17 protein-coding genes are annotated in these 15,249 nt (G+C 52.3%); 9 read left to right on the forward strand and 8 right to left on the reverse strand.

Features of this window, described 5'->3' with window-relative positions; all coding sequences use genetic code 11:
• Window positions 1-47: 47 nt before the first annotated feature.
• The gene (gene mobF, locus VB741_RS24775) at window positions 48-797 is read right to left on the reverse strand and encodes a MobF family relaxase (RefSeq protein WP_323367903.1); all 750 of its coding nucleotides are present in this window, start codon (window positions 795-797) and stop codon (window positions 48-50) included.
• Between the two features lie 514 nt (window positions 798-1,311).
• Between mobF and VB741_RS24780 the strand changes: the two genes are divergently transcribed.
• Both VB741_RS24780 and VB741_RS24785 read left to right on the forward strand, forming a co-directional pair.
• Window positions 1,312-2,541 carry a ParM/StbA family protein gene (locus VB741_RS24780; RefSeq protein ID WP_323367904.1) on the forward strand — a complete coding sequence of 410 codons (1,230 nt, stop codon included), beginning with the start codon at window positions 1,312-1,314 and terminating at the stop codon, window positions 2,539-2,541.
• A complete protein-coding gene (locus VB741_RS24785; protein ID WP_323367905.1) occupies window positions 2,538-3,032 on the forward strand; it encodes a hypothetical protein in 495 nt (164 codons plus the stop codon). The genes VB741_RS24780 and VB741_RS24785 overlap by 4 nt, the downstream gene beginning before the upstream one ends.
• A gap of 427 nt (window positions 3,033-3,459) precedes the next feature.
• Here VB741_RS24785 and VB741_RS24790 read toward each other — a convergent pair whose 3' ends face one another.
• The 7 genes from VB741_RS24790 to VB741_RS24820 all read right to left on the reverse strand — a co-directional run bounded on the left by VB741_RS24790 (window position 3,460) and on the right by VB741_RS24820 (window position 7,619).
• On the reverse strand, window positions 3,460-5,145 hold the full coding sequence (locus VB741_RS24790) for a hypothetical protein (protein ID WP_323367906.1): 1,686 nt from the start codon (window positions 5,143-5,145) through the stop codon (window positions 3,460-3,462).
• A complete protein-coding gene (locus VB741_RS24795; RefSeq protein WP_323367907.1) occupies window positions 5,127-5,423 on the reverse strand; it encodes a hypothetical protein in 297 nt (98 codons plus the stop codon). Before VB741_RS24795 ends, VB741_RS24790 begins: the two co-directional genes overlap by 19 nt.
• A gap of 12 nt (window positions 5,424-5,435) precedes the next feature.
• Complete coding sequence (locus tag VB741_RS24800; protein ID WP_323367908.1) at window positions 5,436-5,990, reverse strand: hypothetical protein; 555 nt, start codon at window positions 5,988-5,990, stop codon at window positions 5,436-5,438.
• A 30-nt stretch (window positions 5,991-6,020) separates the two neighbouring features.
• The gene (locus tag VB741_RS24805; RefSeq protein ID WP_323367909.1) at window positions 6,021-6,578 is read right to left on the reverse strand and encodes a hypothetical protein; all 558 of its coding nucleotides are present in this window, start codon (window positions 6,576-6,578) and stop codon (window positions 6,021-6,023) included.
• Window positions 6,568-6,690 (reverse strand): hypothetical protein, encoded by a 123-nt coding sequence (locus VB741_RS24810; RefSeq protein ID WP_323367910.1) that lies wholly within the window; start codon window positions 6,688-6,690, stop codon window positions 6,568-6,570. The genes VB741_RS24805 and VB741_RS24810 overlap by 11 nt, the downstream gene beginning before the upstream one ends.
• Before the next feature lie 274 nt (window positions 6,691-6,964).
• Window positions 6,965-7,318: a hypothetical protein gene (locus VB741_RS24815; protein WP_323367911.1), complete on the reverse strand. Its 354-nt coding sequence runs from the start codon at window positions 7,316-7,318 to the stop codon at window positions 6,965-6,967.
• Window positions 7,290-7,619, reverse strand: a complete 330-nt coding sequence (locus VB741_RS24820; protein WP_323367912.1) for a hypothetical protein — start codon at window positions 7,617-7,619, stop codon at window positions 7,290-7,292. The genes VB741_RS24815 and VB741_RS24820 overlap by 29 nt, the downstream gene beginning before the upstream one ends.
• A gap of 288 nt (window positions 7,620-7,907) precedes the next feature.
• On the opposite strand from VB741_RS24820, the gene VB741_RS24825 reads away from it, so the two are divergent.
• From VB741_RS24825 to VB741_RS24855, 7 genes are all read left to right on the forward strand, one after another.
• Window positions 7,908-8,435, forward strand: a complete 528-nt coding sequence (locus VB741_RS24825) for a hypothetical protein (protein ID WP_323367913.1) — start codon at window positions 7,908-7,910, stop codon at window positions 8,433-8,435.
• Between the two features lie 81 nt (window positions 8,436-8,516).
• A complete protein-coding gene (locus VB741_RS24830; protein WP_323367914.1) occupies window positions 8,517-8,909 on the forward strand; it encodes a hypothetical protein in 393 nt (130 codons plus the stop codon).
• A gap of 348 nt (window positions 8,910-9,257) precedes the next feature.
• Window positions 9,258-10,997: a hypothetical protein gene (locus VB741_RS24835; protein WP_323367915.1), complete on the forward strand. Its 1,740-nt coding sequence runs from the start codon at window positions 9,258-9,260 to the stop codon at window positions 10,995-10,997.
• 141 nt (window positions 10,998-11,138) lie between these two features.
• Window positions 11,139-11,753 (forward strand): ParA family protein, encoded by a 615-nt coding sequence (locus tag VB741_RS24840; protein WP_323367916.1) that lies wholly within the window; start codon window positions 11,139-11,141, stop codon window positions 11,751-11,753.
• Window positions 11,746-12,006, forward strand: coding sequence for a ribbon-helix-helix domain-containing protein (locus VB741_RS24845; RefSeq protein ID WP_323367917.1), 261 nt, complete (start codon window positions 11,746-11,748; stop codon window positions 12,004-12,006). The genes VB741_RS24840 and VB741_RS24845 overlap by 8 nt, the downstream gene beginning before the upstream one ends.
• Window positions 12,007-12,080: 74 nt before the next feature.
• Complete coding sequence (locus VB741_RS24850) at window positions 12,081-13,139, forward strand: PDDEXK nuclease domain-containing protein (RefSeq protein ID WP_323367918.1); 1,059 nt, start codon at window positions 12,081-12,083, stop codon at window positions 13,137-13,139.
• A 771-nt stretch (window positions 13,140-13,910) separates the two neighbouring features.
• Complete coding sequence (locus VB741_RS24855; RefSeq protein WP_323367919.1) at window positions 13,911-14,912, forward strand: sensor domain-containing diguanylate cyclase; 1,002 nt, start codon at window positions 13,911-13,913, stop codon at window positions 14,910-14,912.
• Window positions 14,913-15,249 lie beyond the last annotated feature (337 nt).

A 15,249-nucleotide genomic window follows, 5' to 3' on the forward strand; every position in this document is an offset into this window, starting at 1 on the left:
TGGCAAGCGTTTACTCATTTTCGCATTCAGCATGAAACTGAACGCCTTTATCCACACCGAAACCTACTCGGTGCAGTCGATTGGCCCCTGTTTGCTTGAGTTAGAGCGCGAGACCGGTTACGCCCGTAGTCTTTGAACTCAAATTGGCCGCTGCCATTCGGTTCTATTTCATAGCCGTATTTACGCAGTTGCACCGCTAGTTCGTTCTGGTAAATCTCACCCAGTAGTTTCTGATTATTCAGCACTTCTTCGTTCGATAGGCTCTGCCATTTTCCGTCGCCCATTTGGGTCGCGTTGATCACCACGCAATGGGTGTGCAGCTGCGGGTCTTGTTCGCGGCTCGTTTCATGGCGGAAGGTGGCGGCGATGATGTTGGCGGTGGCCACCTTTTCGCGGATGCCGGGGCCGCGTCTAACTCGCGTTTGGGCGTAGCGATTTTCTAGGACTTCGAGCGCAGTTTTAACCGCTTCGTCGTGGGCCTGGATGACGCGCTTATCTTTCTGAATCAGCGCGGCGATGCTGACGCTCTTCGGGGCACTGAAAGTGTAGTCGGTGGCAGCGCGGTGTTTGGCTGGATTGATCGCCTTTGAGTGCAGCGATTTGCCATCTGGGGTTTGGCCGTGGAGCAGCTGTTGGAAGATGGCTTTATCGACCGCTCCTGCTAGTCCTAGTTTTTGGGCTCCGTTTCCCTGCCACTGGCTATCGCTTTGCAGGTCTGGATCTCCCTGCGTATAGTAGTCGTCTTTCTCGTAGTAGTTTTCGGCTTGCGCGGCGCTCACATTCGCTAAACTCAGCATAATCGTTCACTTTTGCGATGGTGATCGGTATAAGTCTTGTTGGTTCTGCGGTTTGTTGCTTTTTGGCCCTAAAGTGGGCGTGCTGTCTGAACTCTTGTGGAGCCCACCCCTGATACTACTGATTTATCGAAAATCGGCAAGGGGTGGGCGTAACGCGTAATGACGGGAGTTTGAGTAGAGCGCCAACAGCACTTTTTCACTCCGCCCAATCATGCCTGGAATCGGTCTAAATTCTTTTTTTTGGGCCAGCTTGTGATTTTAACGCTCTATTCAAGTGCTAGTGGCGCTCTTTTGGCGGAGGCCGCTGTTTGACGACGAATGCTCGTACTTTAGAACGACTGGTTTTAGGCGGTTTTTTGGGGGTGGGGCTGGGCTCTTTTCGTTTTATTAGCCCCATGAAGTGCTTCTGGGCGGCTGTGTTAGCGTGTGTTTTATGACACCTTGCCTACTGAGGATGTCTGTCTTGGGGCCTACCTGTTTACTGCTTCTGTCCTTTCAATTCTAGTAACCAGCTATGGCTGATCTCTTTCTCGTTGTCGATACCGGCGGCAGTCAGACCAAGATTATCTTTCAATCTTCTGACGCTGACTCGCCTGAATGCTTACTCATGCCGCCTGAGGTCGAGTGCATTTCGCAGCTGCAGTTCGACCGCTACCAGGAACGTATCGGCTGGCTCGGCTCGCCTTCGCCTCTACAGCAGGCTTGGCTTTCGGTGAATGACCAGCTTTGGGTCGTCGGGGCGTTCGCCGCTGAGTTCGACCCCGAGGATCGCTTGCATGAGAAGAAGTATGAAAATGCACTCTATAAGGTGATGGCGGCTATCGGGGTGATCGCTCAAACGCTCGGGCTAGCGCAGCGACAGCTATCGGTTCATCTGGCGATGCTGTTGCCCTGGCAGGAGTTCAATGACCGCAAGGCGTTTGAAACTCACTTGGCTTCGCTATTGGGTGAGTTTAGCTTTCGACAACAGAAGCTCAAGGTCAAGCTGAAGTCCTTTCTCTGTCGACCTGAGGGTGGCGGGCTGGCCGCGACGCGGATGCGGCTGAAGGGGCTGGAGTGGTTTCAGCAGCAGCGATTGGTGGTGTTGCTCTTTGGCCATCGCAATACCTCGGCGCTCTATTTTGAGCAGGGCCTGTTTAAGCAGGGCGATAGTCCTCTCTATGGCTTCTCGCAGATGCTCGATTTGCTGGTCGCGCGATACAGCGTGCTGGATAAGCACGCCTTGCTACTGGCGTTGGTGACCGCCATGCAGAAGGCGAAGGAGAAGCTCGATAGCAATAACCGATTGATTGCAAATCACTGGAATCGAGGGAATCGGTTGCACTATCCCCTCTGGAGTAACTCTCAGGCGATGACGGCGCTCGTTTCTGTCCGAGATGACGCGCTCAGGAAGGCTGAGCTGACGGCGTTATCGCAGGCCATTGAGGCCGCTTTTGAGGAGTACTGGGAGAAGCTCGAAGCTTGGATGGAACGCGTTGTTCCAGATAACCTCGACGAGGTTATTGTCTCGGGCGGCGCGGCGTTGATGTTGGAGCCGAAGCTGACGCATTATTTCTCGGAGGGTAATCGGGAGCGCCCCTTTGACGGTGAGCTGGTTTGGGATGCTGAGTTGCACGAGTCGATGGGCGAGGCCTTTAACTGGCGCTATCAGTACCATGCGGACAAGGCTCACCAGATTGCCCGCTTTGCCGATGCCTATGGCCTCTTCGACCAGATGCTGTCTGCGGCGGGGGCAAAGGCATGAGTGAACCGAAGACCAGTGGACCTAAGGTAAAGAGACCTTCTTTTAGTTTGCGCTTGCAGCCTTATGACGGCTCCCTGCTCGCTGAGGTCGTGCAGTATCTCAATGCTTTGGATCGCTCTGATGCGCAACGGCGGGTCGAGAGTGTGTTGGTGATGGCGTTGTTAGCACAGGCGCGGCTGTATGACGAAACGAGGTCGCCGGAGGAACGGCGGCGTTCCTGTATTGAGTCTTGTGATGCCCTTGAGAAACATGCCAGTGCCCTGCGGCAACTCGTCGGCGTTGAGATGCCGTCTGTTAACGGGACGATTGCGCAGCGGCTAGAAGGCGGCGATGGGGCCAATCGGAGTGGTCGCCTGGCTCGGCCCCAGCTGCTATCGACTGGGCCGAAGCAACCGCCGGAGCTTGATGATGAGCCTGCTTTGCCGCCGCCGAAAGCCAGGCTTCAGGCAAAGGCGACACCCACTGATGTCGATGCCCTCTTTGGCGGTTGAGGCCGTTAGGCCAGAACGGTTAAGCAGACTGTCTACCTTGAAGCACTATTGAGACAAGCTGGTGATCACCTACAGCCTTCTATGCCAGGTGCGTAAGGCAAGCTCTACGATGTCTGCTGAGGAGATGGATTCTTGGGCGTTGAGCAGCGGCAGGGAGTGTTCCTTGAAGCGCGGCATACCGCGATACAGAGGCGCTCTTAAGGCTTTCATTTTAACAAGTCTGTCGTAAGTTTCACTATTTTTTACGACCACCGGCAAAAGGGAGGCTGACTTCCTCCCGAGGCTAAAGCGCTTAATTCACTCTGTCGTAATTTTTAACGGTTTTTACAACGGGGCTCAGCTGCGAAGCGGGTAAGCAAGTGTCGTACGTTTTTTTGCTTTTCTACGACATGACAATTAGCAGGGTGAAAGCCGTTGACCGTTTGAGCTACAGTCCACCTAAGTAACGGAATTCGCGCTGGTCGGACGCTAGCCACTCAATGGCACCGGTCTCTTTCAAGTAATCAAACAGCTCGGTTAAGTCGGCTTGGGTAACGCCCTGCTCTCGCAGCAGGCGGCTGTTCTCGCGGATGCGCTTGACTGATGAAATCGCTCCGGGTTGTAAGCTCGCTAGCCGCTTCTGCACTTCGCTGATTTGCCCTACGGTCAGACCAAAGCGGGTCGCGGCGCGGGCCGGTTCGGGCGCTTCCACCGATAGCAATCGCTCTAGGTCCGCTCGTACGTCTGGTCGCTGCGGGGCTGCTGGTGCTTCCGGCGCTGGGGGTGGCTCCTGTGGCTCTAGACTGGCAAATGAGCGGGTATCCCGGTCAAAGCCCGATAGGTTCGGTAGCTGTGGCATCGGTTGCCAGCAGTCGTTCACGTAGTCGTACACCGCGCGGCCACAGGCGGAGAGATCACACATCTGCATGACTGCTTTTTTGCCGTCTTCGGGTAGCGGTACGAACTTGGTGCCCAGCAGTGCGTTAGCAGCGCGGCGGTCGTGATTGCTGACGATAGCGATGGGTTTGAACAAGGAACGGATGCCAGCCGTCACGCCTAGGTCTTTGGCGTTGCTCACTTGGCCGATTTCCCAGATGTAGTTCTGTAAGCTGTCGCCCATTGAGGACAGGCCAATTTTGTACTGGATGTAGTCCTCAAAGCTTTCTTTCTCGGTGGTCTGCCAGACTTTGTAGAGGTAGGTAACTTCATCAAATATCAGCAGCTTTGGCCCGGTGATGGCTTTGAAGTCTTCTAAGCAGCCGTTAATCCAGGCGACCAGGTTGACCGGGCTTTCGTCCAGGCCTTGGATCGAGCGGATGTCATCGGCGACGCCTTGCCAGTAGCCTGCTTCTTTGGCGTCGCCTTTGCCTTCCATCACAAAGATGTGCAGCTGCCGGTGGCGCTGGCGCACTAGGCGCAGCAGGTTGGAGACGAACATGCCCTTTCCTGCTCCAGGGACACCGACAACGGTCATGCTCACTAGGCGCTGGGCGATCTGCGCCATCGTGGTAGTAAAGTCGGTAGCCGGGGGATCTGATGTAAGCACGGTTGTTGTCGCGGCGGCTGTCGTGAGTGCGGCTGTTGGTTGATCTGCGGCTGGATTCGATTGAGTCCGGTGTTGTTTGGTCTGTGCAGCCGCTATCGCAGCGTCAAAGGCGGCGCGCTCAGACGGGGGTGCCTTCTCTGTTTCGGGACTGGCCGGTGAGATGGCCTGCTGTAGTTCTGGCGGTAGCGATTTATCTAGCTCGTAGCCATGGCGCAGCAGGTTCGTCTCAGCGACTTTGTTCTTCGCTTCCGTATCTGCAAATAAGCGCAGCTGGCGGTCGCGTTCTTTTTGTGTCCGCGCTTCATCGATGTCGTCCTGCAATTCATCTAGCTCGTGGGCGGCCACGGCCACCAGTCCCGCACCCGCGAGGGTCGTCATCAGCGTCACCCGGACGGGCGCGGCTTTGGCTATCGGCACGAACGCTAGCGCGAGGCCGGTGATCAGAGCGCTGTAGCAGGCGGCAGCTCTGGTCGGGAAGATGCGGGCGAGGGCACTTCCGGCTTGTCCCAATAGAAAACGGAGGATGGCGCGAGTGCGATCGCTATTGAGGTCTATGTCGAACAGACTCACTAAAGGATTTCCAGACATGTCCAGAGCCCTCCGACAGTAAACAGCAAGACGATAGCCGTGCTCTCGATGGCATCAACCCCCAGCAGGTTGAAGTTCAACACTCCGGCCCACCGTGCGCCTCCCAGCACGCCCTGAATACAAATGATGAGGAAAGCGAAGTAGAGGATTGAGAGGACACCTAAGGCTCCCACCGCAATCCACGTCTGCGGCCAAATCACGGCCAGCTGCACTAGGGCGCTGCCAGCAAACCCTGAGAGCGAGTAGTAGCCAAACTTTGAGGCCAGGCGATGACTCATGACAGGTGCCTCCTAGCTGACAAGCTTGATCGGGTTCTGTTGCGGCGTCGTGCTGCTGGTCAGCGACAGCGCCCCTTCGTGGGTGCCGCCGGTTGCCAGGTTCGTCACGCGGCGCAGTCCTTCTTGCAGCTGACGGCGGTAGGCGGCAAAGCCCACGTTCTCTTGCTCGATGCCTGCGGCTAGGCCGATTCCGGCTTTGGCTCTGACCACTTTTAGCTTGTGCTGGAGTGCTTGGAACTGCGCAAAGGCTTCTTCTCGGGCGATCTCGTTCTTGGCGGCCAGGTCGATCAGCTTTTTCATGCGTTTGACTAACTCGGTATCGGTCTTCAGCAAGGCGATGGCACTATCGGCGGCGCGGATGCCCTGGGAGCGCTTTTCGGCTTCGGTGGTCATCTGGTCGATGAAGGCGTCGGCTGTTGGCTCATCGAAGCTCAGCCAGTCAGTCGGCAGCTGGACGCCGGGGGGCAGCTGGAGGTTCTCTAGGTTACTCGGGTTGTAGCTGTCGTCCGTCAGGCGGCTTTTGGTCTGGAGCTGGTTCTCTAGGCGTTTGGCAAGTAGAAAGGCCATGGGAATAAGGGGGAATGAGGGACGATGAAATTAATAGCGGACGATGGACTCTAGTTGGTTGAGTCGGTGGTGGAAGCTGAAAGCTTTATCCACATCCAGGAAGAGGGCTCCCCCGGCGCACAGCAGCGTGCCGAATAGCAGGATGTGGGTCAGGGTAATGCGCGACTGCTTTAGCCGCTCGATGCTCTGCTGTTGTTGGCCGTCGCTATTGCGCAGGAAGGCCAGGGCGTTACGCTGGGCTTCGAGTTGGCTTTCGATGCCGCGCAGACTATCGCCGAGGTCACCCAGCTGCTGGCTATGTAAGTCGTCGGCGTGGGATAACCGCTCGACTTGACTGACGGTGCTTTTGAGCGCTGCTTTCAGTTTGTCGAGGCGGTGCTCGGTCTGGTCGAGGCCATCGGTGAGGGCTTCGACACAGGTCGCGAGATGGGTGACTTTCACTCTGACTTTGGCTTGCTCTTCGGTCAGTTCTGAGAGTTCGGCCAGTTCGCTCAGGCTGACTTCTCGAGAGGCGGCCTCCGTCAAAGTCACAGGCTGAGATGGCCCGCTGCCGAACAGTTCTTGATTCAGGTCGCGTCTATTTGTCATCGAACCAACCTCCTAGCGTTTGGCTGACGGCTTCGGCGCGGTCTTTGGCGTCAAGCACGGGGTCTAACCAGCGGGCTACTCGCCAGCCGGTGTAGGTGCCGCTGCTGAACATCAGAAGGCTCAGCGAGGACAGTAGTAAAAGGCGGAGGATCATGGGCTTTTCTCCTGGGCTGGTGTCCGCGTACTTCCGAGGACAGGGCTGTGTAGGCGTTATCTGATGGCGTTCTCAGCCGAGGACAGCCCGATCCGCTGAGGGCAGCTGGAGGACTGCCGCGAACAGGGCGAGGACATGCCGAGGACGGTGACGATTAGGTTGATGGTGAGTAGAAGGCAGCCGATGGCGAGTAACAGGGTGATCCCTTTCTGCCATGCCGTGGGCGCTAGGGTTACTCGGATGGTGGGCAGCTCTCGGGCAGTGCCGTATTCGTCGAACCAGACGCTGAGAGCAGATGAATCGGTTGCGGCTTTGAGGCTGAGAGCTGTTGGCGCAGCTGTGAGAAAGGGTTGCTGGCGCTCGCTGCCCCCTCGTTGAAGCCTTTGAGGAAGGCGCTGAACGCCTGCTGATTAACGTATTCGGCGCTCTGTTGACCGATGACGTAGGCATCAGCGCTTACGTCTGCGGCCAGCTGCTGGGTGACGGCGACGACTTCGCCTTGGACAGCGCTGGCAGTGGCCAGCGGTTGAGGCTTGGGGGCTTGAGCAGTCTTGGCGTCAGGCTGACGCGGGTCGGTCTTCGGCATGGTCTCCATACTCCTGATTAAGAAATTGGGTGGTGGTGCGCCCTGCGGCCAGGGCTTCGAGGTAGCGTCCCAGCAAACGTAGGTCATCCATCGTGTAGAAGCCTTCGCTATCGGCTTGGACTCCGATGCGCTTGCGCCAGGTGCGAAGGGTGCCAGAGAGAACGGGACGGCCCCGCACCATGGCGGCAAATTCGCGTAGTTGAAACGGTGTGATGCGCTCGTCTGAGGCGTTGGCTAACACCTCAACAGCAGTCGCCTGCGACGCTTCTGAAACGCATACGAAGCGCATAGAAACTGACACGGGGGGTCTCCTCCTTGAAACGCACTTTTGAAGGCAATCGCTGAAGCGTTTCTGAATTTATTTGAACTGGTCAATAAACGGCTAAAGCGTTTCGTGAAACGCAGCACTTCAAGACGAAATGGATCGTGCTGATCCGTTTTTATCCTGTTACGATGGATGTTAGCATAAATTTTATTCAGCAATCAGTTTTATTACCTTATTGCTATCATATGTGGGAATGACGGAGGAAACATCCTATCTGCTATACTTCTCCTGCTATAGCAGATAGGATGTTTCGTTATAAAACCCATGTCTGGTGAGGTTGAGTACCGGGAATCGGTACGTCTGAAGTTCACGTATTTTTATGCTACTGATGGCACCTACGCCAAATATCGGGCAGCGGTGGAAGCCTGCGGCTGGCAGCAGAACTATCTGCTCAACCAGTTCACCAGCAGCTTTGTGAAAAAGAATCTTGAGTACTATCAAGAGGCGCTCGCAAAGATGGCGGCAGCGATGGATATTCCAGCAGAAGAGCTATACGAGCTGTGTCGTTCCGATGCTGAACCCATTCTTCCAAAATACGTGAACGGCCATCCCGATATCGGCCCCAGTCCGCTGGCTCCGTATTGGGACTTGACCACCCAGACAGCCAGTCGGCGTACCGTGGGCGGGGTAAAAATGTCCGGACGCAATGCCGTTGCCTTTCGGCTCGCTGCCCACATTGATCGCGAAAGCGTTGCCCTCACCATTAGCCGCATCGCCCAGTGGCATCTCGATACCTATTGGGATCGAATTTATGCCCCGCAGCTAGCTGGCGATCTCAAGCAAACGTTGTAACCCAGTTGTAATTTTGGAGTCTGTTTCATGCCCCAAACATCCATACCGGCGCGACAACCAGCCACGACGAATCCCCATCCCATGACCGACTGGACTGGTCAGGCTATTGTTGACGCGCTGGTAAAACAGTTACCTATTACATACGGCGAGCTTCAAAATGATGCTCGTACTGCCCTCAGCAAAAAGGATTATCAGCGTTGTAAAATCTATCCCTGTCTGGCGCTAGATGATGCCTATATCAAAGCCATTGGTTACATGAGCAGTATTCCAGCTGTTGCGGACCAGGGGATGCCAACACTGGCAACTTTAGTTGCCGAGAGCTGCCGCGCGATCGCTGAAGCGCATGCTCAAGCAGAGAGAGGAATCATTGACGAGCCAGAGCCCTCGGAGCGAGAAAAAGCTCGGTTCAAGGCCATTAACGAGCTTGAACTGATAACGCAGGAGATCTTTAGTAAGGCTGTACCCAAAGCCTAAAACGAACGGGCCGGGGCGCTGTACGTTGCAAACCGGCCCGTATTAGCGCAGAAGCGCAATAAAACGTACAATTGCTAGTTAGAATTACGGAGGCGTTCAAAGGTACTAATGTAAATCCCCCCTTTAAAAAGGCGAAACCCCACGTCCGGCAAAGACACAGGGTTTCTTAATTGATGTTTTACCACCAGATGGGACGACACTAACGAAAAGGTTTAGCGGCCAGAGTTAGTCCGTTCACAGAGCTTATTGGCAATTTTAAAGTATTGGGGGAAGTTTCCGCAACCCAATTCATAAAGTTTTGTCAAAAGTCTCGCCATCTGGTGGGTTGTTCTACCACCCAAGAGACTTATGGCAGCTGTTAGCAAACAGCGGTCGGCCAGCCTTCATTCCAACAAGCAAGGTGCCGGTTTTGTCAAAGAACAAAACCCCTTTCTTGCCCTCTGGCCCCACCGCTTTGATTATCTTTTTGCACCGCATCCCGACCCCGGTACTAAACCAGAATGGCAAACCGAGTCGCGCCATCCCCTATCAGACCGGCTAATTGTTCAGGGTGCTTATCTCTATGGGGTGCGCCCTGGCTCTACTACCTACTATGGCCTGCTCGACATCGACAGGGGTAGTCCCTACCATCCACAGCGAGATCCGCTGGCACTCACACGCATCAGTGAAGCCCTCGAACCACTAGGCCTGGTCACTTGCCTTAAGCTCACCAGCTCCGACAGCATGGGGCTACATATCTACTTTCCCTTCGCTGAGGAGGTTCCTTCATGGCAGCTCGCTCTCGCAGTGGCCACGCTGCTAGAAAATGCTGGCTTCAAACTCATGCCCGGCTGGTTAGAGATCTTTCCTAACCGTAAGCCGTTCTCTCCTGATGGCAGCTACAGCCTCTTTAACGGCCATCGCCTGCCCCTTCAGCAGGGCTCTTACCTGCTCAATGATGATTTACAGCCCATTGCGAGCTCTCACCTGGCCTTCGTCCGTCAGTGGCAAGCAGCAACGGCTCGTAACGATATTTCCATTGAGGTCTTAGAGCAGACGGTTCGTCAGGCTAAGCGCAAGGCCTATCGGGTCTCGGGCAAGGCAGAGAAGTTTCTCAACGACTTGAACGCTGAAATTGAACCGGGATGGTCTGGCCCTGGGCAAACCAATCACATTCTCGGGCGCATTACGATGCGGTCCTACATCTTCGGCCACGTACTCGGCGCTGAGGGGCCGTTAAACGGCAAAGCCCTCATTGATGAGATCGTTAAGGTCGCCAAAGCACTACCGGGCTTTAAGGACTACTGTGGCCATCAAAGAGACCTTAGAAAGAAAGCAAAGGCATGGGCGCACTCAATTGAGAATAAAAGCCACTACTTTCCCTATGCCAGTGGTAAGGCTTTCAAGGCAAAGCAGGGGCCTACATGGAATGAACAGCAGGCAGCTGAGGCACGGGAGCATATCCGACAGTGTGTGATCGAGCTATGCAAGCAAAATGCCTTTCCCGATGGCACTACTCCTCGATACGATGTCCTCTGCGCCTGTCATATCTCTGGGGCAACGCTCTACAAGAATCAAGACCTCTGGCATCCCAACTACATCAGCGATATCCAGAAAACGTTTGTAGAGCACCCCCCGCACCCCCCGATTCCTCCTTCAAGAGCAGGGGCTACTTGCGCTGCGGGCGCAAAAGCCCCTGCTAAAGACACAAGCTTATTGGGGGCAGTAGGCTGTAATAAACCGAATGACAAGGGGTCTAGCGACTCTGTTGAGGGAAAGAGCGAGCAATTACCGGCAGCAGGCTGTAATAAACCGTCTGACGCGGCTTTCAGCGCTATTGAGGCGGTAAGGGGTGCTCAACAGGTAGAAAGGTCTGCGCCACCTGAGCAGCTCTCGTTGAATATTCAGTGGGCCTTGCAGATTGCTCGCAGCAAACACCGTGAACAGGTAGAGGCAAACAAGAAGCAATACAGGCAGGAGAGAGGGCAGCGGTCTCAATCGGAATATAAAGCTCAGCTACAGGAGTGGATAAACTCGGGCGATCCCGTCTTAGTCGCGGAAGCTGAGCGAGTGCTCAATAGAATAGAGCAGGCTACCAGAGCAATGTAACCTCTCGAAAACACCGCTCTCATCGAGCAGAGAACCTTAAATAAGTGCGTAACTGCGCAGATACTTACTCACTTGCTTGCGCAAATACTTGCGTATTCACGCGATTGCTGAAATGCTTATGTCCATACAGGAGTCATCAATATGTCAATAATTGCTGTTTCCAACTTCAAGGGTGGCGTCGGAAAGACTACGGCGGCGGTGTGTATAGCTACGTTGCTTTCAGACAATGCCAATGTGCTACTGATAGATGCCGACCAGAATCAGAGCGCTCTGCTCTGGAGCAATAGCGATCGCCTGCCCTTTAAAGTGCTGACAGAAAAAGCTAGTCGGAAAGCGATGGTTGGTGGCAGCTATCAACACATCATCATCGATTCGCAGTGTGCACCAGGCACTGGCGAGTCAAAAGCTCTGGCAGAAGGGTCTGATTTACTAATTGTCCCGACAACACCAGACGGACCTAGTCTTGCAGCTACTGGCCGGATGTTTTCTGAGCTTGAAGAGATAGAAAACGCCATAGCTTTGATTTCAATGGTGCCACCGTCGCCTCAGAAGGATGGGGCAGAGGCTGCGGAGGCTTTGAACCGTGCGGGCATTCCGTACTTCAATAGGCAAATTCGCAATGGAAAGGTATACAAGCGAGCATTTGAGTCTGGCCTGACGTTGCCACAGATGGGTAGTCGAGATAGAGCGGGGCAGCTATGGCGAGACTGGATAGAACTTAAATCCGAAATAGAGGAGGTTTTGAGCAATGAGTAGATTCGACGACATTCTTGGTGCTGCGGGAAAACACCAAGGGAAGAACAAAGAAACCTTGAAATCAGAAGATAGCAACAGCAATACACGAACTGAATTTTGGGACGCAATGGAAAAACCTGAAAGGGCTGCTACCATCAAGCTCTCAGTTTCTGTCCCTCTAGCTCTCAATGAGAAAATAGAGGAAAAGGCCCGTACACTCGGCATTTCAAAGAACGAGTTAATCAATAAAATGCTTACATACTTACTTGAGTAACTACGCACTTACTTGAGTAACTACGCGCTTGCGCACTTACTTGCGCATATACGCACTCGCAGAAGCAAGCAACTATGGACGACTCAATTATTAGTCAAGAATTATTCAAGGAAGTTCGCCAGCTCATTGACACGGCAAAGCAAAAAGTTGCGATCACGATTAACTCTGAACTCACATTGCTGTACTGGCATATTGGCAAACGCATTCAGATAGAAATCCTCAACGGACAACGCGGTGAATATGGCAAACAGGTATTACAAAACCTTTCTATACAGCTCCAGCAAGCTTATGGTCGTGGTTGGGGGCAAAGGCATCTACGGAACTGTCTCTATTTCGCAGAGCAGTTTCCAGATATAGCGGTTGTCACTACGGTGTGCTCGCAGTTGAGCTGGTCTCATTTCAGAGTGCTAAGTGGTATTGACGATTCTTTGAAACGTGAATTTTATATCGAGATTGCGCAGCTTGAGAAGTGGAGCGTTCGTCAATTGAAAGAGCGTGTTGACTCAATGCTTTATGAACGCACTGCCCTTTCTCGAAAGCCTGAAGAAGCCATCAGTCACGACATAGCACAGCTTCGTGATGAACAAGCAGTTTCACCGGCCCTTCTACTGAAAGATCCCTATGTTCTGGACTTTCTAGAGCTAAATGATAGATACACAGAACGAGATCTAGAAGATGCCATTCTCAGAGAAATCGAGCGTTTCCTATTAGAGATGGGAGCAGGCTTCACCTTCGTCAGTCGTCAAAAGCGATTGCAAATCGACGACGACGATTTCTACATTGACCTGCTCTTCTACAACCGTAAGCTCAAGAGATTGGTCGCTATTGATCTGAAAATAGGCAACTTTCGGCCTGAATACAAAAGCCAGATGGAATTATACTTACGCTGGCTGCAAAAGCATGATCAAGAGCCCGAAGAGCAACCACCTCTTGGAATCATCCTATGCGCAGGCAAAAAGCAAGAGCAGATTGAGCTGCTTGAGCTAGACCGAAGCGGAATTCATGTCGCTGAATACCTAACTGTCCTACCCTCTAAAGAGATCCTGCAAGCAAAACTCCAAAATGCGATCGCAGCTGCTCGTAGTCGCATCGCGTCTAACACCGAAGAGCAGGAAACGTCACAGCTTGAGTAAAGCCTTAAAACGACTACTAAATAAAGGTTTGAGAGAATCCACCAATTTGGAACACAGTGTGTTCCAAATTCAAATATGCACTTACTTGCGCAAGTAAGTGCGCACTTACTTGCGCAGTCACTTAATCAGTTAAATGCGCACTTGCTAAATTAATGACGGATTTCTTGGCACTCGCCTATGTATAGAATAACCCACGTATAGACATAGAGAAATTTTGACAGATAAGGCTGAAATGCTGTGCTGGCGATGGTTTTATCTCTAAGCATTTATGCTCATCGAAAACTCGTACTTAGAATCAGCAATACCTATAAGGGGTGATGCAAGCATAGCTGTCACGAAGTGCCATAAGCTCGAAAGCCTTGATACACAAGGACTCTAGGATAGTACTTTTGTGCTGTAATTTTGGCAAGGATTCATATTTTGGTTCAAACTCTAACGAGTTTTCGCCGTTTCAGGCGATGAAGTAGCCCTTATGACACTTGCTGACAGCTACGCTTGCACTAGGCCTCGAAGCCTAAATTGAGCCACGTCTTTATCCAAGCTTAACTGCAACGATGTCAACTTTATGGAAATTACTCCAAGTGACAGAGCGAAGTTCAGCGATAGCACTCGACAAAAATTAAGCATCTAAGGAGAAAATAGCCATAGCGCCCAGATTAAGTAGAGGGCTATCTATAAATCTATAAAACAACTCATCGACAGGGACTTAATGGCTAGACAGTATAAAATACCATCAAAAAATTGGCAAAGTAATTCAAGTTTGGAACGCTAATGTCTGACCTTCATTTCTTACAAATTGAAATCCTCGATATTCTGCCTAATCCAGTTTTGGTTAAGGATAATCAGCTTCGATACGTTCTAGTAAACAAAGCATTTGAAGAACTCTTTAATGTCCGCAGAGAAGACTTAATCGGCGAACTCGACAAGGACGTTTTTAAACAGAGGCAAGCTATTCAATGCAACGGTGGCGATCTTCGGGTACTCGAATCAGGTGATATCGACGAAGCCTATGAAACAGTCTTTCGCGCTAACTCCGAACCACGAGAAACAATCACCCGCAAGAACCGACTGATATGCCCTAATGGGAAAGTCTTTCTGGTTGGCATTATGCATGACATTACAGAGGTGAGTCTGATTAATCGAGAACTTGAAAGGAGTCAAAAACTTTTACAACAGCAATCAGAAGAACTTAAGAAAATGGCACATACTGACCCATTGACGGGTTGCAGCAATCGCCGCGCTTTTTCTATGAACGCACCTAAGTCCTTTGAGAAATATGGCAATGTCGGCAGCCTGTTAATACTAGACCTTGATCATTTCAAGCGCATTAATGACACTTATGGTCATGATATCGGAGATTTGGCTCTCATTCATGTTGTCAACATCGTAGCCCAGCTCATTCGGAAGGACGATGATCTCGTCCGTCTCGGTGGAGAAGAGTTCGCCATTGCTTTGCCCAATGCAAGTGTCGAAGAATCCCGCTTTATGGCCGAAAGAATCTGCAAAGTTGTGGGGTCTAGTCCAATGTTCCATGCTGGAAGGCCGCTTATAATAACCGTTAGTATCGGTGTTGTTCATGCGTATGAGAAAAGACCATTCAACTTGGATGCCATGCTTATAAAAGGAGATGCCTGCCTTTATAAGGCGAAGGCAGCTGGGCGAAATTGTGTCGTCTATGACACCTGTCATGAACTGTCAGTTGAATTCAAGAGAGAAGAAAACGAAGAATTATTAATTCATACTACCGAACATCTAGCGGTTATCTCCGAATAGGGACACGGCCCCGGCTGTTGAAAATTTAGCCATAGACTAAAAGTGTTGTGGCGACTGAATTACAGCTGCGATAAATTAGGTCTTCTAGAAATATACTTACTAACAGACACCTTTTGGCGGAGAAGTGGTGTATCTGATCTCAGTCATGGTCTGCAGCAGCAGAGTAACCCTCGATATTCCGCAGCAGCAAAAACCTGGAATGAAAGCGATCATTAGACCTCTTGCAAAAATGATTATGTGCTAAATTGCTGTATTTTGCTGCCAGTCTTCGGCAAGGTTGAGTTCATAATTGTAGAGTGCCGCTATCAAATTGAATCGCAGCCCATAGCGTCGTCGT

The sequence above is a fragment of the Leptothoe sp. PORK10 BA2 genome, assembly GCF_034932105.1.
Lineage (GTDB): Bacteria > Cyanobacteriota > Cyanobacteriia > Phormidesmidales > Phormidesmidaceae > Leptothoe.

Excerpts from the sequence above, each read along its gene's own strand:
- mobF (WP_323367903.1), bottom strand. The coding sequence starts at position 797 with ATGCTGAGTTTAGCGAATGTGAGCGCCGCGCAAGCCGAAAACTACTAC.
- VB741_RS24780 (WP_323367904.1), top strand. The coding sequence starts at position 1,312 with ATGGCTGATCTCTTTCTCGTTGTCGATACCGGCGGCAGTCAGACCAAG.
- VB741_RS24785 (WP_323367905.1), top strand. The coding sequence starts at position 2,538 with ATGAGTGAACCGAAGACCAGTGGACCTAAGGTAAAGAGACCTTCTTTT.
- VB741_RS24790 (WP_323367906.1), bottom strand. The coding sequence starts at position 5,145 with ATGTCTGGAAATCCTTTAGTGAGTCTGTTCGACATAGACCTCAATAGC.
- VB741_RS24795 (WP_323367907.1), bottom strand. The coding sequence starts at position 5,423 with ATGAGTCATCGCCTGGCCTCAAAGTTTGGCTACTACTCGCTCTCAGGG.
- VB741_RS24800 (WP_323367908.1), bottom strand. The coding sequence starts at position 5,990 with ATGGCCTTTCTACTTGCCAAACGCCTAGAGAACCAGCTCCAGACCAAA.
- VB741_RS24805 (WP_323367909.1), bottom strand. The coding sequence starts at position 6,578 with ATGACAAATAGACGCGACCTGAATCAAGAACTGTTCGGCAGCGGGCCA.
- VB741_RS24810 (WP_323367910.1), bottom strand. The coding sequence starts at position 6,690 with ATGTTCAGCAGCGGCACCTACACCGGCTGGCGAGTAGCCCGCTGGTTA.
- VB741_RS24815 (WP_323367911.1), bottom strand. The coding sequence starts at position 7,318 with ATGCCGAAGACCGACCCGCGTCAGCCTGACGCCAAGACTGCTCAAGCC.
- VB741_RS24825 (WP_323367913.1), top strand. The coding sequence starts at position 7,908 with ATGTCTGGTGAGGTTGAGTACCGGGAATCGGTACGTCTGAAGTTCACG.
- VB741_RS24830 (WP_323367914.1), top strand. The coding sequence starts at position 8,517 with ATGACCGACTGGACTGGTCAGGCTATTGTTGACGCGCTGGTAAAACAG.
- VB741_RS24835 (WP_323367915.1), top strand. The coding sequence starts at position 9,258 with ATGGCAGCTGTTAGCAAACAGCGGTCGGCCAGCCTTCATTCCAACAAG.
- VB741_RS24840 (WP_323367916.1), top strand. The coding sequence starts at position 11,139 with ATGTCAATAATTGCTGTTTCCAACTTCAAGGGTGGCGTCGGAAAGACT.
- VB741_RS24845 (WP_323367917.1), top strand. The coding sequence starts at position 11,746 with ATGAGTAGATTCGACGACATTCTTGGTGCTGCGGGAAAACACCAAGGG.
- VB741_RS24850 (WP_323367918.1), top strand. The coding sequence starts at position 12,081 with ATGGACGACTCAATTATTAGTCAAGAATTATTCAAGGAAGTTCGCCAG.
- VB741_RS24855 (WP_323367919.1), top strand. The coding sequence starts at position 13,911 with ATGTCTGACCTTCATTTCTTACAAATTGAAATCCTCGATATTCTGCCT.